At 54.7% G+C, this 21,756-nt stretch carries 18 protein-coding genes and 4 tRNA genes; 3 read left to right on the top strand and 19 right to left on the bottom strand.

From position 1 onward, the window contains the following. Positions 1–321 precede the first annotated feature (321 nt). The 17 genes from L350_RS04010 to trxA form a co-directional block, all read right to left on the bottom strand. Positions 322–398, bottom strand: a tRNA-Pro gene (locus L350_RS04010). 44 nt (positions 399–442) lie between these two features. Then, a tRNA-Leu gene (locus L350_RS04005) sits at positions 443–529 on the bottom strand. 21 nt (positions 530–550) lie between these two features. Next, a tRNA-His gene (locus L350_RS04000) sits at positions 551–626 on the bottom strand. Positions 627–693: 67 nt separating this feature from the next. After that, positions 694–770 (bottom strand) — tRNA-Arg (locus L350_RS03995). Between the two features lie 102 nt (positions 771–872). Then, positions 873–2,258 carry a bifunctional threonine/serine APC transporter ThrP gene (locus tag L350_RS03990; RefSeq protein WP_023305225.1) on the bottom strand — a complete coding sequence of 462 codons (1,386 nt, stop codon included), beginning with the start codon at positions 2,256–2,258 and terminating at the stop codon, positions 873–875. Between the two features lie 197 nt (positions 2,259–2,455). Further along, entirely contained in the window at positions 2,456–3,196 is a 741-nt protein-coding gene (wecG, locus tag L350_RS03985) for a lipopolysaccharide N-acetylmannosaminouronosyltransferase (protein WP_015570015.1), read from the bottom strand. A gap of 12 nt (positions 3,197–3,208) precedes the next feature. Further along, a complete protein-coding gene (gene wzyE, locus L350_RS03980) occupies positions 3,209–4,561 on the bottom strand; it encodes an ECA oligosaccharide polymerase (protein WP_017693948.1) in 1,353 nt (450 codons plus the stop codon). Further along, on the bottom strand, positions 4,558–5,637 hold the full coding sequence (locus tag L350_RS03975) for a TDP-N-acetylfucosamine:lipid II N-acetylfucosaminyltransferase (RefSeq protein ID WP_032626551.1): 1,080 nt from the start codon (positions 5,635–5,637) through the stop codon (positions 4,558–4,560). The genes wzyE and L350_RS03975 overlap by 4 nt, the downstream gene beginning before the upstream one ends. After that, complete coding sequence (wzxE, locus tag L350_RS03970; protein ID WP_032626552.1) at positions 5,634–6,884, bottom strand: lipid III flippase WzxE; 1,251 nt, start codon at positions 6,882–6,884, stop codon at positions 5,634–5,636. The genes L350_RS03975 and wzxE overlap by 4 nt, the downstream gene beginning before the upstream one ends. A gap of 1 nt (position 6,885) precedes the next feature. Continuing rightward, positions 6,886–8,016, bottom strand: a complete 1,131-nt coding sequence (gene rffA / locus L350_RS03965) for a dTDP-4-amino-4,6-dideoxygalactose transaminase (protein ID WP_032608214.1) — start codon at positions 8,014–8,016, stop codon at positions 6,886–6,888. 4 nt (positions 8,017–8,020) lie between these two features. Next, a complete protein-coding gene (rffC, locus tag L350_RS03960; protein WP_032626554.1) occupies positions 8,021–8,698 on the bottom strand; it encodes a dTDP-4-amino-4,6-dideoxy-D-galactose acyltransferase in 678 nt (225 codons plus the stop codon). Beyond that, positions 8,695–9,957, bottom strand: coding sequence for a UDP-N-acetyl-D-mannosamine dehydrogenase (gene wecC / locus L350_RS03955; RefSeq protein WP_032626557.1), 1,263 nt, complete (start codon positions 9,955–9,957; stop codon positions 8,695–8,697). Before wecC ends, rffC begins: the two co-directional genes overlap by 4 nt. Then, a complete protein-coding gene (gene wecB, locus L350_RS03950) occupies positions 9,954–11,084 on the bottom strand; it encodes a non-hydrolyzing UDP-N-acetylglucosamine 2-epimerase (RefSeq protein ID WP_032626559.1) in 1,131 nt (376 codons plus the stop codon). The genes wecC and wecB overlap by 4 nt, the downstream gene beginning before the upstream one ends. 56 nt (positions 11,085–11,140) lie before the next feature. After that, positions 11,141–12,187, bottom strand: coding sequence for an ECA polysaccharide chain length modulation protein (gene wzzE, locus L350_RS03945; protein WP_032626561.1), 1,047 nt, complete (start codon positions 12,185–12,187; stop codon positions 11,141–11,143). A 13-nt stretch (positions 12,188–12,200) separates the two neighbouring features. Next, a complete protein-coding gene (wecA, locus tag L350_RS03940; protein WP_022646645.1) occupies positions 12,201–13,304 on the bottom strand; it encodes a UDP-N-acetylglucosamine--undecaprenyl-phosphate N-acetylglucosaminephosphotransferase in 1,104 nt (367 codons plus the stop codon). 240 nt (positions 13,305–13,544) lie between these two features. Then, positions 13,545–14,804, bottom strand: coding sequence for a transcription termination factor Rho (rho, locus tag L350_RS03935; protein ID WP_001054528.1), 1,260 nt, complete (start codon positions 14,802–14,804; stop codon positions 13,545–13,547). A 341-nt stretch (positions 14,805–15,145) separates the two neighbouring features. Then, positions 15,146–15,475 (bottom strand): thioredoxin TrxA, encoded by a 330-nt coding sequence (gene trxA, locus L350_RS03930; protein WP_006812392.1) that lies wholly within the window; start codon positions 15,473–15,475, stop codon positions 15,146–15,148. Positions 15,476–15,619: 144 nt separating this feature from the next. Here trxA and rhlB point away from each other — a divergent pair, with 144 nt between their 5' ends. Together rhlB and gppA are read left to right on the top strand one after the other, a co-directional pair. Then, on the top strand, positions 15,620–16,888 hold the full coding sequence (gene rhlB / locus L350_RS03925) for an ATP-dependent RNA helicase RhlB (RefSeq protein ID WP_022646644.1): 1,269 nt from the start codon (positions 15,620–15,622) through the stop codon (positions 16,886–16,888). Between the two features lie 6 nt (positions 16,889–16,894). Then, complete coding sequence (gene gppA, locus L350_RS03920) at positions 16,895–18,379, top strand: guanosine-5'-triphosphate,3'-diphosphate diphosphatase (protein ID WP_032626729.1); 1,485 nt, start codon at positions 16,895–16,897, stop codon at positions 18,377–18,379. A 51-nt stretch (positions 18,380–18,430) separates the two neighbouring features. On the opposite strand, the gene rep is transcribed toward gppA, so the two are convergent. Then, positions 18,431–20,455: a DNA helicase Rep gene (gene rep / locus L350_RS03915; protein WP_022646642.1), complete on the bottom strand. Its 2,025-nt coding sequence runs from the start codon at positions 20,453–20,455 to the stop codon at positions 18,431–18,433. 85 nt (positions 20,456–20,540) lie between these two features. On the opposite strand from rep, the gene ppiC reads away from it, so the two are divergent. Then, positions 20,541–20,822, top strand: a complete 282-nt coding sequence (ppiC, locus tag L350_RS03910; RefSeq protein WP_006812396.1) for a peptidylprolyl isomerase PpiC — start codon at positions 20,541–20,543, stop codon at positions 20,820–20,822. A gap of 54 nt (positions 20,823–20,876) precedes the next feature. Here the strand turns inward: ppiC and cysE are convergent, their stop codons facing one another. After that, on the bottom strand, positions 20,877–21,698 hold the full coding sequence (gene cysE / locus L350_RS03905; RefSeq protein ID WP_022646641.1) for a serine O-acetyltransferase: 822 nt from the start codon (positions 21,696–21,698) through the stop codon (positions 20,877–20,879). Between the last annotated feature and the right edge of the window lie 58 nt (positions 21,699–21,756).

Consider the following 21,756-nt stretch of genomic DNA (forward strand, 5'->3'; position numbering starts at 1 on the left):
ATAAGAGATGGAATGAGCATCTACACGCATATTATTGCATGTAATGTGCCAGGTTTACACGCATAACTTTTACATCGCGCAACATTTTAAGATAAAAGGAAATTATGTTGTTAAGAGCCGCCTTACGCCATACAAACTCGCGCTAAGGGCGGCAATCTGTCGTCACCAGGAGACAGGTTAAGAGAGAAAATAATAAATTCTTTATTATTAAAGGCTTATATGTCGCTGAATCGCGACAAGGATATAGAGTGTTGTCGGGGAATGGCTACAGGATGAAAAAGCGCAGAAAACAAAAAACCCCGCCGAAGCGGGGTTCAAAATTGGTCGGCGAGAGAGGATTCGAACCTCCGACCCACTGGTCCCAAACCAGTTGCGCTACCAAGCTGCGCTACTCGCCGATGTACTGCTTTTTTGAATTTTTAGTTCAACTCATTAAAAGTCGTGGTGCGAGGGGGGGGACTTGAACCCCCACGTCCGTAAGAACACTAACACCTGAAGCTAGCGCGTCTACCAATTCCGCCACCTTCGCAATTCACAACTCTTTCAATAATGGGGTGGCTAATGGGATTCGAACCCACGACAACTGGAATCACAATCCAGGGCTCTACCAACTGAGCTATAGCCACCACTGTATTCTTTCACGCGGTTCTGACTACTTCTCAGACCACCGCAGCTCTAGCGCCGGGACTAAAATGGCGCGCCCGACAGGATTCGAACCTGAGACCTCTGCCTCCGGAGGGCAGCGCTCTATCCAGCTGAGCTACGGGCGCTTAGCGCCGTTGCGGGGCTGGATATTACGTACCTCCGACCCCGCTGTCTAGTGCTTTTTTGAAAAAAATGCGCGTTTGGTTATGGTTTGCACATTTTGCCGCTTATTCCTCCACTTTATGGGCGGAGCCACGGCGACCCAGGCCAAAAAGTTTATATGCAGCTGTGACGGCAGCCAGGAAGATCATCCCGACAAACAGCGACATGCGGGTATCTTCATTAAAGTACATTCCAATTAATACGCAAATCAGGAACGCCATCGTCAAATAGTTCGCATACGGGAACAGAATGGAACGGAATGGATGGCTGGCGATCGCTTCTTTGTGCGCCTGTCGGAAACGCAGCTGGCTAATCAAAATGACAAACCACGGTACCATCCCCGGCAGCACGCTGGCGCTATAAACATAAACAAACACGCGCTGCGGATTCGGGATGATGTAGTTCAGGCAAGAGCCAATCAGCAGAATCACAATCGACACCGCTACGCCCGCCACCGGTACACCCACGCGGGAGACTTTACCCATCACCGCCGGCAGCTGTTTGTTTTGCGAGAGCGCGTAAAGCATACGCCCACAGCTGTACATTCCGCTGTTACAGCCGGAGAGCGCCGCCGTCAGCACCACAAAGTTGATAATGGCGGCTGCCGCCGTGATGCCAATCTTAGCGAAGGTTAAGACAAACGGGCTGCCGGTGGTGCCGATCTCGTTCCATGGGAAAATGGTCACGATAACGAAGATCGCGCCCACATAGAAAATCAGGATACGCCACAGTACCTTGCCTACCGCGCTACGCAGCGTGACCTGCGGGTTTTTCGCCTCACCTGCGGTAATGCCGATCAGCTCAACGCCCTGATAGGAGGCGACAACGATACAGAGCGCCGTCAGAAAGCCCTTCCAGCCCCCCGCAAAGAAGCCGCCGTGCCCGGTCAGGTTACCAAAACCGATAGCGTGCCCGCCGTTACCGAAGCCAAAGAAGATGACCCCAAGGCCAACGACAATCATCACGATGATGGTGGTGACTTTGATCATCGCAAACCAGAACTCGATTTCGCCGTAAAGACGAACGGCGGCAAGGTTCGCCAGCGCCACCAGCCCTACGGCAATAAGCGCGGGTATCCACTGGGCCATCTCCGGGAACCAGAACTGCACGTAGACCCCGATGGCGGTGATCTCCGAAATCCCCACAGCCATCCACATAAACCAGTACGACCAGGCCGTGAGATAACCAAAGAACGGGCTCATATACCGGTGGGCGTAAACGGCGAAAGAGCCCGTCACCGGCTCCAGGAACAGCATTTCGCCCATTGAGCGCATGATGAAGAAGACGAACAGTCCGGCAATAATATACGCCAGCAGGACGGAAGGCCCCGCCCACTTCAGCGTGCTTGCCGAGCCCATAAACAGGCCAACGCCGATAGTCCCGCCCAGCGCGATCAGTTCAATATGTCGAGCTTCCAGCCCACGCTGAAGCTCCGGTTTTTTCTCTGCCATAATTCCTCGGTTGTGTTTGCTGTTTCCCGACTTGTTGCCGGGTATTGTTTTGAGGGGTACTGAAATACGGAGCGAATGGTTTCTTAAATTCTGGCAAATGGCAAACAATGCATTAAAAAAATGAATGCATTGCACATAAACTCAGCAGTTTTGCAGGGGGCGTTGCAGCGCGAACAGCAGATCGCGCTGCATATTGATTACATTTTCCCGGTGTAGTGCCAGGCGAGGTAGCGCAGAAGGCGAATCTGTCGTTTTATACGCGTCGGTTGGGAGAGCAGGCGGTAGAGCCACTCCAGCCCCAGGTTTTGCCAGACTTTGGGCGCACGCTTAACGTGGCCGGTAAAGACGTCGTAGGTGCCGCCAACGCCCATATAAAGCGCATCCGGGCTGACCAGACGGCAATCGCGCATCAGTATTTCCTGGCGCGGCGACCCCATAGCGACAGTGACAATTTTCGCCCCGCTGTCGCGCACGCGCTCATATAACGCCTGGCGATCTTCCGGCCTGAAATAGCCATCCTGGCTGCCCACTATGTTAACATTCCACTGGCTACGCAGCTTTTGTTCGGTCTGCGCCAGCACCTCTGGCTTGCCGCCGATCAAAAATACCGGCGTGCCTTCAGCGCCAGCGCGCTCCATAAGCCGCTCCCAAAGGTCAGCACCCGCCACGCGAGACACATTAGCGTCTGGAAACTTTTTACGAATTGAACGCACCACGCTAATACCGTCTGCGTATTTAAACTCTGCGGCTTCAATCAGGCTTTTCACTTCCGCATTATCTTCAACCGCCAGCATTTTTTCTGCGTTAATGGCCACCAGCGTGCCCGACTTCATCTGCCCGTCCGCGAACAGAAAATCCAGCGCATGCTGCATGTCACGCCAGCCAATCAGCTGTAGCCCGCGCAGCGCATAACGCGGGGCTGAAGTTGTATCCGTCATGATAATCCCTACTCAGACTTGCGACAGCGTTGTGCTGCCCTGTGGCTCACGTCTGTGCACAAGCCCTGCACTGTCAAACAACCAGTACAGCAGTTTTGCCAGCAGCAGACAGAGTCCGAAAACGACCATAAAGAACACCACGCGTGAGACGAATGAATCCAGCCCCTCGCGCGCCAGAACGATCATATTGAAAATGGCACCGAAACAGAAACTGTGCAAAACAGCGGCTTTGTAGCGGTTGGTCTCTTCGTTACCCAGCGTATATAGCCAGTCGAACCATTTTATTATCAGCCCTACCGCGATCGCGCCAGGCAGGATAAACCACGTTCCGCCCATCACTACCAGCGAGCCAATCAGGGTTGGGGAAATCGCCAGACCCGAATGGTTGTTCAGCACTTCCCAGGTGAAGTAGTTCGCCGTGTTCAGGACAATGCCGGGACGATCGGGCCACAGCCACGTCGGTATAAAGACATAGAAATCGCGAACAATCGGCGCCAGCCCCTGGAATTCGATTTTGTCGTAGTTTTGCAGCAGTAATGCCAGGTTTTCCCACGGCGAGAAGGTGTCGCGCGTCAGATACAGGAAGGTGTAAAACGCTTCGTCGCCGGCCACGTTCAGCCCGTAGCGCTTCAGCGCCAGCCAGAACATCCCCACAATGCCAAAGACGCCTGCCGCCGCCAGCATCCACAGCGAGATCCAGCCGCGAATAATGCCGATAAACAGGAAAATCGCGAAGGCGATAATGATGTTGGCGCGGGTGCCGCCGACGATCATGTAGGTCAGAATGCCAAATGCGACGGTGCTGACCAGGAAGAACAGCCAGGCTTTGCTGTCCTGACGCAGGAAAAAGACCACCAGCATCGCCGGGATAAAGAAATAGAAGAAACGCTTGAGCGCGACGCCGGAGACTTCGGCGGAGAAAATCTGGCTATAGGACTGCAACTTAAACAGTAAAAAGCCGTTATGCATGAAGAAAATCGCCACGCTGACGAGGGCGATAGTCATCAGCATAACCCACGTCAGATGGGTTTCTACCCGGTTCATGGTAAACAGCGGACGACGGGGGGTGGTGTCTTTTGCCGCGCGCAGGCGCGTTTTATAAGTGACGTAGTACACCGCGTAGAAGCAGGTCGCAGAGAGCAGCGCCTGCAACAAGATTTCCGGCGGCGCGACGCCAACATCAAAGCGGAACACGAGGATGCTGGTCAGCGGGAAGCCAAAGAAAAAGGTCAGCAAAAACAGCAGCGAGAAGAATACGTTGAAGTTAAAACGTACCCGCCGGAATTCAAACCAGGTGAGCGTGGCGATAAACAGCGTGCTCAGCAGCCAGACCACCAGCAAGCCGCTAAACTGCAACTGGCTCATGCGTTGTCTCCTGAAGCAATACGCAGCGCGCGGTGCCACGGCGTGAAGTAGTTCGGGCTGAAAAAGTCGATGCTATTTTTATCCACCAGCGTGAGCTGACGCTGCGCTTCCCGTACCACCTCGACATTAAGCGTGTCAGAGGTAAACAGCACCGGAATATGCTGCTCGGCCATGTCCTGCCAGAACGGGTTTTCGCGGTTGAGCACGCAGGGTACGCCCGCCTGAATCAGCAGACACAGCGTGCCAATCCCCTGCTGACGGGCAAAGATGAAATAGCCCAAATCGCATTTTCGCAGCAGCGCGAGATAGTCATCAAATTCCAGCTTATCGCTGAGAATGTGCAGGTTTTCTGCGCTAAACAGCGCAAGCCCCTGCTGGCGAACTTCATCGATGTAGGCGTCGTTATTGGCGGGATAGCCCATCGGCACCACCACGTTCACCGTGTCGCCAAACTGCTGATGCACCGCCCTCAGCGCCGCGACATGCTCGTTACTGCGATCTCCGGAATTCCCCACCAGGATGGTCAGCTTGCCCTCTCGAACCGTGTCATTCGCCATGGTGTTCAGCGCCGGATCCATACGGGTCGGGAAATAGAGCAGCTCCCCGCGAACCTTCGGGTGCTGTTTAGCAAAATAGTTGAGATCGCCTCGGGTAGCAAAAACGCAGCCCACGCGCGCCTGCGCCAGACGACGCAGCGGATAGAAAAGTCGGAACTTCCAGCCACGGGAGACTTCGTAGAGATCCGCTCCCCAGATATGCCAGCTGAACTGAGAAGGTTTGATCCCGCCGCTTAACAGCGCCAGCCACACTCCGGTATTGAACTGTCCATGGAAGAAGAAACGTTGGCTTCGATCCGCTTTGGCTTTAGCAACCACGGCCTTCGTCAGCGCCGCTTTGTCTGGCCAGAAGGTGATATGCAATGCCGGACACGCCGCGCCCAGGCCGCTGTCGCGTCCAACGACCATAAACTCACGCGCATCGGGCGTGCCGGATGCCAGTTCATCGTTGAAGAACCGCAGAACGGTCTGGTTATGATGCGGGATATCCGATCCCAGTATGTGTATCAGTGCAGTCATGCGCGTTTACGCCAAAGTAAAAATACGCCGCAACAGGCAGCGAAATAAACGATATAAGTTGCCATATAGGCCTGCGCCGCCCCCAGCGCACCGTGGGTGGGGATCAGCCAGTGAGAAAATGCCGTTAGCAGCGCAAACTGGCCGATCTCTGCCAGGATATACAACCGCAGCGAAGCCTTCGCAATCACCAGATAGCCGAAAACGTATGCCCCCACTTTCAGCACATCGCCGACCAGTTGCCAGGCAAACAGATCGCGCATGGCGGTAAACTTCGCTGAAAACAGCAGCCAGATGGCGAAATCACGCAGTAACCACACGGTAAAGCTGGCGATCGCAACCGCCGGCAACACGAAACGCAGGGCGCGAAAAATCTCGCGGGTAATATCCTGCCTGGACGTCAGGCGCGATAAGGTTGGCAGCAAATAGACGCTAAAGGAAGCCGTAATAAATTGGAGGTAAGCATCTGAAATGCTGCTCACGCCCTGCCAGATCCCCACTTCATCCCAGCTGTAATGCGCTGCCAGCAGGTTTCGCATCATCACGTAAGCCACGGGAAGCGTTACCGAAGTGATGAGCGCCATCAGGGTAAACTTTCCTAGCTGCCCCGCCAGCATCTTGTCCCACTGCGGTTTCAGGTAACTCAGCGGGACATTGCCTCTGCGCATCAGCATAAACGCTGCCGGAACGACAACGAGCGCAGGCACCAGCGCCAGCCCCAGCAGCGCGCCTTCATAGCCGCCCAGCCGATAGCAGAAGTAGTAGGCGATAACGCCGATAATGCTGCCGAGGATCAGCGCCAGCGCATTCCCGGCGGCATCACGGAAGCCTTTCATCAGCGCCAGCAGCAGGTTCGCCCAGGCGATGCCCATCTGAACGAGCGCCACCAGGCGCACCAGTCCCTGATAGTGCGTGTGTCCGAACAGTCCCTGACTAACAGGTGCCGCCGCCAGCAAAAAGACGATGGCCAGCAACGTAGAGAAGCCCAGCACCATAGCAGAGGAGGTGCCCACCACCGTGCGAAGCTTTTCGGCATCGTCATGATGCTGCGCGACGTATTTGGTGACGCCATTGAATATCCCGGCACCTGCCAGCACGCCAAGCACCGTGACCAGCTGGCGGAAGTTCCCTGCCAGCCCAACGCCTGACGGACCAAATGAGACGGCCAGCAGCTTGACGACCAGTAACCCGGCGCCAATTTTTACTAGCGTGGACGCTGCCGTCCACACCGACGCTTTTGCCAGAGACATATCAGGCGAAATAACTCAGAAGCGAATTGATCACCGTACGCTGGTTCACCGGCGCGAGGTTGTAGAACAGGGGCAGGCGGAGCAGACGTTCGCTCTCTTTGGTGGTGTAGCGGTCTTCACCGGCAAACATCCCGAAGGCTTCGCCAGCCGGGCTGGAGTGCAGCGGAATATAGTGGAATACCGCCATAATTTCCGCCTCTTTCAGCCAGGCAATCAGCTTGCTGCGATCGTCGTTATCGCGCAGCTTGATATAGAACATGTGGGCGTTGTGGATGCAGTCTGCCGGAATGGTCGGCAGTTCAATACGTCCGGCTTTAGCCAGCGGCTCCAGCGCGTCGTAGTAGGTTTGCCACAGGGAGAGGCGTTGCAGATTGATTCGCTCTGCCGCTTCCAGCTGCGCCCAGAGATACGCGGCCTGCAAGTCCGCCATCAGGTAGCTTGAGCCGATATCGCGCCAGGTGTATTTATCCACCTGACCGCGGAAGAACTGGCTACGGTTGGTCCCTTTTTCACGGATCACTTCCGCACGCTCCACAAGGGCACGATCGTTAATCAGCGTCGCGCCGCCTTCGCCGCCTGCGGTGTAGTTTTTGGTTTCGTGGAAGCTAAAGCAGCCGATATGACCGATGGTTCCCAGCGCGCGACCTTTGTAGGTGGACATCACGCCCTGCGCGGCGTCTTCCACCACGAACAGGTTGTGCTTTTTGGCGATGGCCATGATGGTGTCCATTTCACAGGCCACGCCCGCGTAATGCACCGGAACAATCGCCCGCGTTTTGTCGGTGATCGCCGCTTCAATCAGCGTTTCGTCGATGTTCATGGTATCCGGACGGATATCCACAAACACGATTTTCGCCCCGCGCAGGACAAACGCGTTCGCCGTGGAGACGAAGGTGTAGCTCGGCATGATCACTTCATCGCCGGGCTGAATATCCAGCAGCAGCGCGGCCATTTCGAGCGATGCGGTACAGGACGGCGTCAGCAGCACCTTGGCACTGTGAAAACGTTGCTCCATCCACTGCTGGCAGCGACGGGTAAAACCACCGTCGCCACAGAGCTTGCCGCTGCCCATAGCCGACTGCATGTAATCAAGTTCAGTGCCCACAACGGGAGGCGCGTTAAATGGAATCATCTTGTCACCTGTATAACCAGTAGGCGGTGGCGTCGATGCTGGCACCACTCGCAATATAACGTTTAAGCGCAGCGGTGTTGCCCATCTGGGTTGCGACCCGCAGCGTCGATACCTGTTGTTGCTCCGCCCAGTGCAGCGCCGCCTGCATGAGTTTTTCGCCCATGCCGCGCCCGGCTAACAAACCGATGCGCGCCTCTTGCTCGTTGAGCCTGCGAAGCGAAACAAAACCTTGAATCTGCCCACCGGCAGTACGGAACACCAGACAGACGTGGTCAAACGTGCCTTTAACCGCATTCTCTATCCACCGGGCATAAAAGCGGCCGCTGTCATCGGGCGCATACCAGGGCGCCCGGAAACGGCTTTGAGCGAAAGCCAGCGCCGCCATCTTGCGCAGCGCGGGGATATCCTGCTCCGTTGCAATTTCCGCGCCCGGTGAGCCGTGGCGGGCCACGGTAACAGTGAGATCAACCTCGCCCTCGACCAGCCGGAATCCGTGCTGCTGGAGCGCGTCCAGCAGATCGGCGCGGTCCGCCGGGATCTTAGCCTGTACGCGCTGCCAGGCGCTGAAGTCTGCGTCCTGCAACGCAGGAGCGTTATCGCGCAGACGCACTATCGCTGAGGGGAGCGAAAAAAATACGCTTTCCCACTCAAGGGACTCCAGCACGCCGTTGAGAGTAATCAACGCCAAACGCCCTTAGTATCAACAATATACTGCTGACGCACGGCATCACCGGAGACCGCTTTAAACGCATTGTGATCCACCAGCAGCACCAGCACATCCGCCGTCGCCAGCGCGTCATCCAGTGCGGTAAGGGTGCAGTGACCGGCAAGTTTTGCCGGCAACGCATGAATATTCGGCTCAACCACCAGCGTTTCACCGCTGTGCCAGGCTGCGATCGTTTCGGCAATTTCCATTGCCGGGCTTTCGCGAAGATCGTCAATATTCGGTTTGAATGCCAGACCAAAGCAGGCAATTTTCAGCTCACTGGCACGTTTACCGCTGTCGGCGAGGCAATCCGCCACCGTGGCTTTCACCTGGTTGATAACCCAGTGCGGTTTGTGGTCGTTTACTTCGCGCGCGGTGCGAATCAGGCGTGCCTGTTCCGGATTCTGCGCCACGATAAACCACGGATCGACAGCGATACAGTGCCCACCCACACCCGGCCCCGGCTGAAGGATGTTCACGCGTGGGTGACGATTGGCAAGGCGAACAAGTTCCCAGACGTTAATCCCCTGATCGGCGCAAATCAACGACAGTTCATTCGCAAATGCAATGTTAACATCGCGGAAGCTGTTTTCGGTCAGTTTGCACATCTCGGCGGTGCGGGAGTTGGTCACCACGCATTCGCCTTCAAGGAAGATCTTATACAGCTCGCTGGCGCGCGCGGAGCAGACTGGGGTCATGCCGCCAATCACGCGGTCATTTTTAATCAGTTCCACCATCACCTGGCCTGGCAGTACGCGCTCAGGGCAGTAGGCGATGTTGATATCGGCCTGGTCGCCCGCCTGCTGGGGGAAGCTGAGATCGGGACGCGCCTCGGCCAGCCACTGTGCCATCTGCTCGGTTGCCCCAACAGGTGAAGTGGACTCAAGAATAACCAGTGCCCCTTTCTTCAGCACAGGCGCAATGGATTTTGCCGCCGCCTCGACGTAAACCATGTCAGGCTCGTGATCGCCTTTAAAGGGCGTAGGCACCGCAATCAGGTACGCATCGGCTTCTACCGGCGTGGTGCTGGCGCGCAGGAAGCCACCGTCCACCGCCTTTTTCACCACGCGATCGAGATCGGGCTCCACGATATGAATTTCGCCACGGTTGATGGTTTCTACCGCATGCGCGTTGATATCTACGCCAATAACCTGCTTTTGACGAGAGGCAAAGGCCGCCGCAGTAGGCAGCCCGATATAGCCGAGACCAACAACAGAGATGGTAGTAAAACTCATAGCGTTACCCGATTGTGTTTAAGTGCGTGCAAAATACGTCCACAAGCCTGCCCGTCCCCGTACGGGTTATGGGCACGGCTCATCGCCTGATACTCTTCTTCGTCATGCAGTAAGCGCGTGACCTCTTCGACAATACGACGCGGATCCGTTCCCACCAGACGCACGGTACCGGCAGTGACCGCTTCCGGACGTTCAGTGGTTTCGCGCATCACCAGTACCGGCTTACCGAGGGAAGGCGCCTCTTCCTGAATGCCGCCAGAATCGGTCAGGATCAGCCAGGCGTGGTTCATCAGCCAGACAAATGGCAGATAGTCCTGCGGCTCTATCAGGAGCACGTTTTCCACGTGGCCCAGGATACGGTTGACCGGTTCGCTGACGTTAGGGTTAAGGTGCACCGGATAGACAATCTGCACATCCTCATTCTGCGCGGCGATTTCAGCCAGCGCGTGGCAGATTTGCTCAAAGCCACGGCCAAAACTTTCGCGGCGGTGTCCCGTCACCAGAATCGTTTTCTTGCCGTTGTTCAGGAACGGATAGCGCGCAGCGAGTTCTGCCTGAAGCTCGCTGTTAGCCAGCACGCGGTCACGCACCCAAATCAGCGCATCAATGACCGTATTGCCGGTGACGAAGATCTTGCTGTCACTGATATTTTCGCGCAGCAGGTTCTGACGTGAGTTCTCGGTTGGCGCAAAATGGTACATCGCCAGGTGACCGGTGAGCGTACGGTTGGCCTCTTCCGGCCACGGGGAATAGAGATTGCCGGTACGCAGACCCGCTTCAATATGACCAACGGGGATACGCTGATAGAACGCGGCCAGGCTGGTCGCCACGGTGGTGGTGGTGTCGCCGTGCACCAGCACCACATCCGGCTTGAACGACTCCAGAATAGGCTTTAATTCTTGCAGAATACGGCAGGTGATTTCCGTCAGTCCCTGTCCCGGTTTCATTATATTGAGATCGTAATCCGGGACGATAGAAAAGAGGGTTAAGACCTGATCGAGCATCTCACGGTGCTGGGCAGTCACGCACACTTTCGCTTCAATATCAGGATCTCTGGCCAGCGCATGAACCAGAGGCGCCATCTTGATGGCCTCCGGCCTGGTGCCAAATACGGTTAGTACTTTCACATCGATTCTCTTCGATTAGACGATGAAGGCCGCAGCCTTCATCGTAGACGGCGTTCTTAGTTTGTGCGGCGACGCAATAACGCTACGCCAGCGCCAGTCAGTGCGCCCACAATCCCCCACATGATCATCAGGAATGCGCGACGCGGACTATCGCGTTTTACAGGCTCTTCAGGCGTTCTTAAATAACGATAGGTCTGAAAACGCGGGTCCAGCGTTGGACCGACGTTGAGCGTATTGAGCATGGCGCGGTTTTGGTCGTAATCAAGGTCAAAGTCAGGGCCAACGGCCTGGATATTTTCCAGACGTGCCTGAAGCATTGGGCGACCAAGAAGGAACATTTCTGAATCAGGGAGTTCGTCAGCCGGAACATCCGTTTCGCTACGGGAAATATTGTGCTGTTCCGCAATCTTCAGCGCCTGCTCAATATTATGCACGCGACGGGCGAAGATGGCCTTAGCGACCTCTTCCTGACGTTTGACCTGCGCTTTCATCTGGATAGTTCGCGCAGCCCAGGCGCCTTTCAGCTCGTCATTCAGATGACTGGCCGCACGCTGGCTGGCAAAAGCAACGTACTGACGCAACAGGTTATTGGCGTCCGGCGCCGTTTCCGCAATCAGCTTCACGCTGTCGCTAACGTTACGGAGCACATCGCCAGGCATAAACTGAATGTTGTTGATTAAATCATCCAGCAGCGCGGCATCCGCTTTGCTGTTACCGACCATGCGCTGCTTGTAGTAGTCTGTCTGGGACCAGAAATCGCGACGTGTATCCCACGACGCCAGCTGCATCACAAACTCTTTGTAGGACTCATCCATCACCGAGGCCTGATCCGGGGTCGCCAGATTGGCCTTGATATCAAGATTACGCAGGAATTGCTGCTGGGAGTAGTAGCCTCCAAGCATATTCACCGTTGGTCGGTCTGTGATCGCCGTGGCGCTCCACTCTTGTTTCGCAAAGAAGGTGTAGGCAAGCGCTAACAGCGCGAACCCCAGGCAAATCCCCACAATCCACAGTTTGCCCTGCCATAACACTCGAAACAAACCACGAATATCCAGCTCGTTCTCAGTGCCCACTGATTTCGCTCCCGCCAACGGTTGAGTCATCATAGTCCCGGTTTTACTTAGTTAATGTTGTGTTTTTGCCACTGTTCCGACGCATCCTGCGTTTTAAACGTTTAATAAAACGCGCGACTTTCCATGCACGCTTAATGCAGTAACCGTACATGAAAAATGCTAGCAAGAATAATACCAACATTACCCATTCAGGAATGAAATGAGCATATTCCGCGGCAACGCCAATCGCAGCCAGAATAGCAGCCGCTAGCGTAATCAGCACAAACGCCTGACGAGACGTGAAGCCGGCGCGCATAATCAGATGATGAATATGCTGCCGGTCCGCAGAAAATGGGCTCATTCCTTTACGCAGACGACGATACATAATCGCCACCATATCCATCAGCGGAATGGCAATGATCCAAAGCGCTGTAACCGGGCTGATTGGATGTGTTTTACCCTGAGTGGTTTCCAATAAGATCCAGATAATAGTGAAACCAATCAATGTGCTACCCGCATCGCCCATAAAGACTTTATAGCGACGGCCCAGCGCGCCAAGATTTAAAAGAATATAGGGCAGAATGGCCGCAATCATAGCAAAACACCACATTGCCAGGCTGTATTGACCATCAAACCATAAGATTATGCCAATGGCAGCAAATGAAACACAAGATAGTCCGCCCAATAAACCATCAATTCCATCTACCATATTAAATGCATTGATGGCGACCCATACGGCAAAGAGTGTAAGGAAGTAACCAAACGGCCCAAGTACCATCTCCCAAGAACCAAAAATGTATCCAAGACTGCTAAGGTGAAGGTTTGCCGCCACCATCATGGCAAGAGCAACTGCAGCCTGCACGAAGGCTCGAATTTTTACACTGATATCGTAGCGATCATCAAGTGCCCCCACAACAACCAGAACAGACGCACAGCACAGGTACAGCCTGGCATGTGGGATATAGTAATCCGCGATAGCAAAAGTGAAAGAAACACCTGCAAAAACGGAGATTCCGCCCACCAAGGGAATCATACCTTGGTGCCGTTTACGGAAGTTAGGTTTGTCCACTAAACCGACATATTTTGCTACCTTACGTGCTAAAAAAAGAAAGCAAGTAGTGAACAAAAAAATACTGGTGAGTTCAGCAAACGTATCGAATAGGTTCACAACGGATGTTCTCAACATATGTTAGTCAAAGAAGTATAACCATGATGGCATCAAGCCAGAAGGCATAAAGCACACCTCTTGCGACCCATTTGTTTATTATTCAAGCTATTAATATTTTTACTGTGCGAATTTTCTTATTGTCGCACCGACCGGGCAAAATTGGGAGTGTGTGGTAATAGCGTATAGCCCATAAATAAAAAACGCCACGTAAAAACGTGGCGTTTACTGGGATTATTTGCGTTACGAGCGTTTCATCATGTCGAAGAAATCGTCGTTCGTTTTAGTCATCGCCAGTTTGTTAATGAGGAATTCCATTGCGTCGATTTCGCCCATTGGATGGATGATTTTGCGCAGGATCCACATTTTCTGCAGCTCTTCCTGAGTGGTAAGCAGCTCTTCTTTACGGGTACCGGAACGGTTGTAGTCAATCGCCGGAAAGACGCGTTTTTCTGCGATTTTACGAGAAAGGTGCAGTTCCATGTTGCCTGTACCTTTAAACTCTTCGTAGATAACTTCGTCCATTTTGGAGCCGGTATCGATCAGCGCCGTCGCGATAATGGTCAGGCTACCGCCCTCTTCCACGTTACGCGCCGCACCGAAGAAACGCTTCGGACGATGCAGGGCGTTGGCATCCACACCACCGGTCAGTACTTTACCGGAAGCCGGCACCACGGTGTTGTAGGCACGCGCCAGACGGGTAATGGAATCGAGCAGGATGATCACGTCTTTCTTGTGCTCAACCAGGCGTTTCGCCTTCTCGATAACCATTTCCGCAACCTGAACGTGGCGGGAAGCAGGCTCGTCGAAGGTTGACGCAACCACTTCCCCTTTCACCAGACGCTGCATCTCGGTCACTTCTTCCGGACGTTCGTCAATCAGCAGCACCATCAGCACACAGTCTGGATGGTTGTAAGCAATGCTCTGCGCGATGTTTTGCAGCAGCATGGTTTTACCGGCTTTTGGCGGCGCCACAATCAGACCACGCTGGCCACGACCAATTGGCGATGCCAGATCCAGCACACGAGCGGTTAAGTCTTCAGTAGACCCGTTACCACGCTCCATACGCAGACGAGAGTTCGCGTGCAGCGGCGTTAAGTTCTCGAACAGGATCTTATTGCGGGAGTTTTCCGGTTTGTCGTAGTTGACTTCATTAACCTTCAACAGCGCAAAGTAGCGTTCACCCTCTTTTGGAGGACGAATCTTACCTGAAATGGTGTCACCAGTGCGGAGGTTGAAACGGCGGATTTGGCTAGGGGATACGTAGATGTCGTCAGGGCCGGCGAGGTAGGAGCTGTCTGCAGAGCGGAGGAAACCAAATCCGTCTTGCAGTATCTCCAGCACACCGTCGCCAAAGATATCTTCGCCACTCTTAGCGTGTTGCTTCAGGATGGCGAAAATGATGTCCTGCTTGCGCATACGAGCCTGGTTTTCCAGTCCCATATTTTCGCCGAGAGTGATCAGCTCAGAAACCGGCGTATTCTTTAATTCGGTAAGATTCATAATGGTGTGGGTTCTTAAACTCGGGGTGATTCTCGAACTTAATGTTGTGAATGGTATGGCAGGGTCATCCATGCCTGTTTAGCGGCCATCACCTCATGTCTGTTCGCTGTCTGGTCACAGGGAAAGAACGCAGAACTGAAACGACAAGACGGATTGAGTGACAAGCCCGGAATCTAGCAACTTCACGCACTGTTTAAGTTAACAACGGGAAGTATCGGGTAAAACAAGATTCAAACAACAAGATATGTTTAAAACGTAGTCATAGCTAACTTAGCACGACTAAAGCCGGGCGTCCAGAGCTCACCATTAATTAGGCGCTCTGGACGCTCAGCGGAGAAACCTTACGCCAGGTTAGCGTCCAGGAACTCTTTCAGTTGACCTTTGGACAGTGCGCCCACTTTGGTCGCCGCCACGTCACCGTTCTTGAACAGCAGCAGGGTCGGGATGCCACGGATACCGTATTTTGGCGCGGTGCCCGGGTTCTGGTCGATGTTCAGCTTGGCAACGGTCAGTTTGCCCTGATATTCGTCAGCGATTTCATCCAGAATCGGAGCGATCATTTTGCAAGGACCACACCATTCAGCCCAGAAATCAACGAGGATCAGCCCGTCAGCTTTAAGTACGTCCGTGTCAAAACTGTCGTCAGTCAGGTGAATAATTTTATCGCTCATATATAACTCCACAGGAATAAGCCTGGTACGTTGGTTTTGTCTCCACCAACGACGTGTTGATGTCGCATTAACCAACTAAAGGTTGACTTTATTTCACCGGATACGCTTTCGTAAAGCAATAGTAAGCTGATATTCTACCACACTATGAGCAAAACACATTTAACAGAACAGAAGTTTTCCGACTTCGCCCTGCACCCAAAGGTGATCGAAGCCCTTGAAACTAAAGGGTTTCATAACTGCACGCCCATTCAGGCTCTCGCCCTGCCGCTGACGCTGGCCGGTCGTGATGTTGCAGGGCAGGCGCAAACCGGTACTGGCAAAACGATGGCGTTTTTAACGTCAACGTTTCATTATTTACTTTCTCACCCAGCGATTGCAGACCGCAAAGTTAACCAGCCGCGCGCGCTAATTATGGCCCCGACGCGAGAACTGGCGGTACAGATCCACGCAGACGCTGAGCCCCTGGCGCAAGCCACCGGCCTGAAACTTGGCCTGGCCTATGGCGGCGACGGCTACGATAAACAGCTGAAAGTGCTGGAAAGCGGCGTAGATATCCTGATTGGGACCACCGGCCGTCTTATCGACTACGCTAAACAGAACCATATCAACCTCGGCGCAATCCAGGTCGTGGTGCTGGATGAAGCAGACCGCATGTACGATCTGGGCTTCATTAAAGACATCCGCTGGCTGTTCCGCCGTATGCCTGCGGCAAACCAGCGTCTGAACATGCTGTTCTCCGCAACCCTTTCATACCGCGTACGTGAACTCGCATTCGAGCAGATGAACAATGCGGAATATGTGGAAGTAGAACCGGAGCAGAAAACCGGGCACCGCATTAAAGAAGAGCTCTTCTATCCTTCTAATGAAGAGAAAATGCGCCTGCTGCAAACCCTGATCGAAGAAGAGTGGCCGGATCGCGCGATCATCTTTGCGAACACTAAACACCGCTGTGAAGATATTTGGGGCCACCTGGCGGCAGATGGTCACCGTGTGGGCCTGCTGACCGGCGACGTGGCGCAGAAAAAACGCCTGCGCATTCTCGACGAATTTACTCGTGGCGACCTTGATATTCTGGTCGCGACCGACGTGGCGGCCCGTGGCTTGCACATTCCAGCCGTGACGCACGTCTTTAACTATGACCTGCCAGATGACTGTGAAGACTATGTACACCGTATCGGTCGTACCGGTCGTGCCGGCGCAAGCGGTCACTCCATCAGCCTTGCATGTGAAGAGTATGCGCTGAACCTTCCGGCCATTGAGACCTATATCGGTCACTCTATTCCACAGAGTAAATACAATCCGGACGCGCTGATGAGCGAACTGCCGCCACCTAAGCGCCTTACCCGTCCACGTACCGGTAATGGCCCGCGTCGTTCCGGCGGTGCGCCGCGTAATCGTCGTCGTTCAGGTTAAAAAATGATGCTCAGTTCCACCTCGCTTTATGCGGCAATTGATCTCGGTTCGAATAGTTTTCATATGCTGGTTGTACGCGAGGTGGCGGGAAGCATACAGACGCTGACGCGCATCAAGCGCAAGGTCCGCCTGGCGGCGGGCCTGAGCAGCGATAATCACCTCTCTCCCGAAGCCATGGAACGTGGCTGGCAGTGTCTGCGCCTCTTTGCAGAGCGTCTGCAGGACATACCGCATGCCCAAATCCGCGTTGTCGCGACCGCGACGCTCCGTCTGGCGGTTAATGCCGTCGATTTTATTGCCAAAGCGCAGGAAATTCTCGGCTGCCCGGTGCAAGTTATCAGCGGTGAAGAAGAAGCGCGTCTGATATATCAGGGCGTGGCGCACACTACCGGGGGCGACGATCGCCGTCTGGTGGTGGATATTGGCGGAGCGAGTACTGAACTGGTGACCGGCACAGGTGCCCAGGCGACCTCGCTGTTCAGTCTGTCGATGGGCTGCGTAACCTGGCTTGAGCGCTACTTTACTGACCGCAATCTCGCGCAAGAAAACTTCGACGAGGCTGAAAATGCCGCGCGTGAAGTGCTGCGTCCGGTCATGGACGAACTGCGCTACCACGGCTGGAAAGTGTGTGTTGGGGCGTCAGGAACTGTACAGGCGTTGCAGGAAATCATGATGGCGCAGGGGATGGATGAGCGGATCACGCTTGCTAAACTCCAGCAGCTTAAACAGCGCGCCATTCAATGTGGTCGTCTGGAAGAGCTGGAAATTGAAGGGCTGACGCTCGAACGTGCGCTGGTCTTCCCCAGCGGGCTAGCCATTCTCATCGCCATTTTTACCGAGCTAAACATCCAGTGCATGACCCTGGCAGGCGGCGCACTGCGCGAAGGTCTGGTCTATGGGATGCTGCATCTTTCGGTGGATCAGGACATTCGAAGCCGTACGCTACGTAACGTCCAGCGCCGCTTTATTGTGGATACCGATCAGGCGCAGCGAGTGGGCCAACTGGCATCGCTCTTTGCGGATCAGGTTAAATCACGTTGGGATATCGAACCGTTAAGCCGCGATTTGCTGCTAAGTGCGTGTGCGTTGCATGAAATTGGGCTTAGCGTTGAGTACAAGCAAGCGCCGCTACACGCAGCCTGGCTGGTGCGTAATCTCGATTTGCCGGGCTACACTCCCGCGCAGAAAAAATTGCTCGCGACCCTGCTGCTGAATCAAACCAACGCCGTTGACCTCTCTTCACTCCATCAGCAAAACGCTGTACCGCCGCGCGTGGCCGAACATCTCTGCCGCTTACTTCGTCTGGCGATTCTGTTTGCCAGCCGGCGTCGCGACGATCTCCTCCCGGCCATTAAGCTGGTGGCAGACGATGAAAAACTGACGCTGACGCTGCCGGAAAATTGGCTAGAAGATCATCCGCTTGGAGCAGAGTTGATCGAGCAGGAGTGCCAGTGGCAGAGCTATGTGCACTGGGCGCTTGATGTGAAGTGACCCTTGAAGCGTGCCGGGGGGCGGCTTCGCCTTACCCGGCCTACAAAATTGTTATCCTTTCTCTTTGGCTTTCGCCAGCATGGCGCGTATGTTCGCCACGTTGGCTTGCCCCTTGTGCATCCGCTCTTCAGCGGTAATAGCTTTACGCTCCTGCTCCCAGATAAGATCGTCCTGAGGCAACTCCAGCAGGAAACGGCTCGGCTCCGGGCGCACCAGCTCACCATACTGACGGCGCTCTTTGCACAGCGTAAACGTCAGCTCTTTCTGCGCACGGGTGATCCCCACGTAGGCCAGACGGCGCTCTTCGTCGACGTTATCTTCATCAATGCTGCTCTGGTGCGGCAGCAGGCCCTCTTCCATCCCCACCAGATAGACATACGGGAACTCCAGCCCTTTCGAGGCATGCAACGTCATCAGTTGGACCTGATCAGCTTCTTCTTCACTCTCGCCGCGCTCCATCATATCGCGCAGCGTGAAGCGGGTGACCACCTGCGTCAGGGTCATCGGCTCGTCAATCTCAGATCCTTCAAGCATTTCGGTCATCCAGCTGAAGAGCTGGTTAACGTTTTTCATGCGCATTTCTGCCGCTTTCGGGCTGGCGGAGGTTTCATACAACCAGGATTCGTAATCAATGCCGTGGATCAGGTCGCGTACTGCCGCCACGGGTTCGCGCTCTGCCAGACGCTGCACCTCACCCAGCCAGTGCGTAAATCGGGTTAAGGCGTCATAGCCGCGCCCGGTCAGGGTCTGGCTCAGCCCCATATCGAAGCTGGCGGTGAACAGACTTTTGTTGCGGGTCATCGCCCATTCACCCAGCTTTTGCAGCGTCGCAGAGCCAATCTCGCGCTTCGGCGTATTTACAATGCGCAGGAAAGCGCTGTCGTCATCCGGGTTGGTCAGCACGCGCAGATAGGCCAGCAGATCCTTGATTTCCGGACGCGAAAAGAACGACGTACCGCCGGAGATTTTGTAGGGGATGCGGTTCTGCATCAGCATCTTTTCAAAGACGCGCGACTGGTGGTTACCGCGATAGAGGATCGCGTAATCCTTGTATTCAGTTTTGTTGACGAAGTGATGGGCAATCAGCTCGCCGGTTACGCGCTCCGCTTCGTGCTCTTCGTTATTGGCGCTAAGGACTTTCAGCTCGGTCCCGTAACCCAGTTCAGAGAACAGGCGCTTCTCAAAGACGTGCGGGTTGTTGGCAATCAGGATGTTCGCCGCCTTCAGGATACGCCCGGAAGAACGGTAGTTCTGCTCCAGTTTAATCACCTGCAACGCCGGGAAGTCTTTGCTCAGCAGCACCAGGTTTTGCGGACGTGCGCCACGCCAGGAGTAAATCGACTGATCGTCATCGCCTACGACGGTAAAACGCGCGCGCTGTCCTACCAGCAGCTTCACCAGCTCGTACTGGCTGGTGTTGGTATCCTGGTATTCATCCACCAGCAGGTAACGAATTTTGTTCTGCCAGCGCTCGCGCACCTCTTCATTCCGCTGAAGCAGCAGCGTCGGCAGCAGGATCAGATCGTCGAAATCCAGTACGTTGCAGGCTTTCATATGCGCGTCGTACAGGCCATAGCAGTGGGCAAAGATGCGGTCACGCTCGCCTTTGGCACTTGCCGCAGCCTGGGCCGGCGTCATCAGATCGTTTTTCCAGTTCGAGATCGTTGAGATCAGCTGTTGCAACAGCACTTTGTCATCTTCGATCAGCCCTTCCGTCAGCTCTTTGAGCAGCGCCACCTGGTCGGTGTCATCAAAGAGCGAAAAGTTGGACTTCATTCCCAGCGCCGCGTATTCGCGCTTGATGATATCCAGACCCAGCGTGTGGAAGGTGGAGATCATCAGCCCGCGCGCCTCTTTACGGCCCAGCGTCTGGCCGACGCGCTCTTTCATCTCACGCGCCGCTTTGTTGGTAAAGGTGACCGCCGCGATATGGCGCGCCTGATATCCACAACCCCGAATTAAGTGGGCGATTTTGTTGGTGATCACGCGTGTTTTACCGGATCCCGCTCCCGCCAGCACCAAGCAGGGTCCGGTGACGAATTCGACAGCTTGTTGTTGTCCGGGGTTTAAACGCATAAATGATCACTCAATGAAAGTCGGGAGAGGAGGAAAAACGCGTGGTAGTATACCGATCGTAAACTCGTTGACTCAAGGCACGATCATGGCAAAAACAGCAGCAGCACTGCATATCCTTGTTAAAGAAGAAAAACTGGCACAGGATCTGCTCGAACAGATTAAAAACGGCGCCGACTTCGGCAAACTGGCGAAGAAACACTCGATTTGCCCGTCAGGCAAACGCGGTGGTGACTTAGGCGAGTTCCGCCAGGGCCAGATGGTTCCGGCGTTTGATAAAGTGGTCTTCTCCTGCCCGGTGCTGGAGCCAACCGGCCCACTGCATACGCAGTTCGGCTATCACATTATCAAAGTGTTATACCGCAACTAATCAAAAGCCCGGTGCATTAACTCACCGGGCTTTTTTATTTGAGTGTTCCAGCGTTCAGATACCGTCGCCGTATTCGAAGGTGTGGTGAATACCGTTAAAGTGCTGATCCATATCCATCGACGGTTTATCGCTGTCTGGCTTACCGACGATGCGCGCCGGGACGCCAGCGGCGGTGGTGTGCGGCGGTACAGGCTGGAGCACAACCGATCCTGCGCCAATCTTTGCGCCGCGTCCGACTTCAATATTGCCAAGGATTTTAGCACCCGCGCCGATCATCACCCCTTCACGAATTTTCGGATGGCGATCGCCGCTGGTTTTACCTGTACCGCCCAGCGTAACGGATTGCAGAATCGACACGTCATCTTCGATTACCGCCGTTTCACCGACAACAATGCCGGTGGCGTGATCGAGCATGATCCCGCGGCCAATTTTCGCCGCCGGGTGAATATCGACCTGGAAGGTCACGGAAACCTGGTTTTGCAGGAAGATGGCCAGCGCGCGGCGTCCCTCATTCCATAACCAGTGGCCGATGCGGTACGCCTGTAAGGCGTGGAAGCCTTTGAGATACAGCAGCGGCGTGGAGTATTTATCCACCGCCGGGTCACGCGTGCGCACGGCCTGAATATCGCAGGCGGCAGAAGCAATCATTTCCGGATCGGCAGCGTAGGCCTCTTCCACCACCTCGCGAATAGCGATAGCAGGCATGATAGGGGAAGCCAGTTTATTGGCGAGCATGTAGCTCAGGGCGCTGCCGAGATTTTCGTGCTTGAGTAGCGTCGCGTGATAAAAACTGGCCAGCATGGGCTCACAGTCGGCCAACGCTCGGGCTTCGGCTTTAATATTATTCCAGACGATATCCAGTTCTTCACACGGCATTGCTTGCTCCAGACGATAGTTAATGACCAGCCAGTTCTGCGCTGGCTGGGTCATTCAG

The sequence above is a fragment of the Enterobacter sp. MGH 4 genome, assembly GCF_000534735.1.
GTDB lineage: Bacteria > Pseudomonadota > Gammaproteobacteria > Enterobacterales > Enterobacteriaceae > Enterobacter > Enterobacter intestinihominis.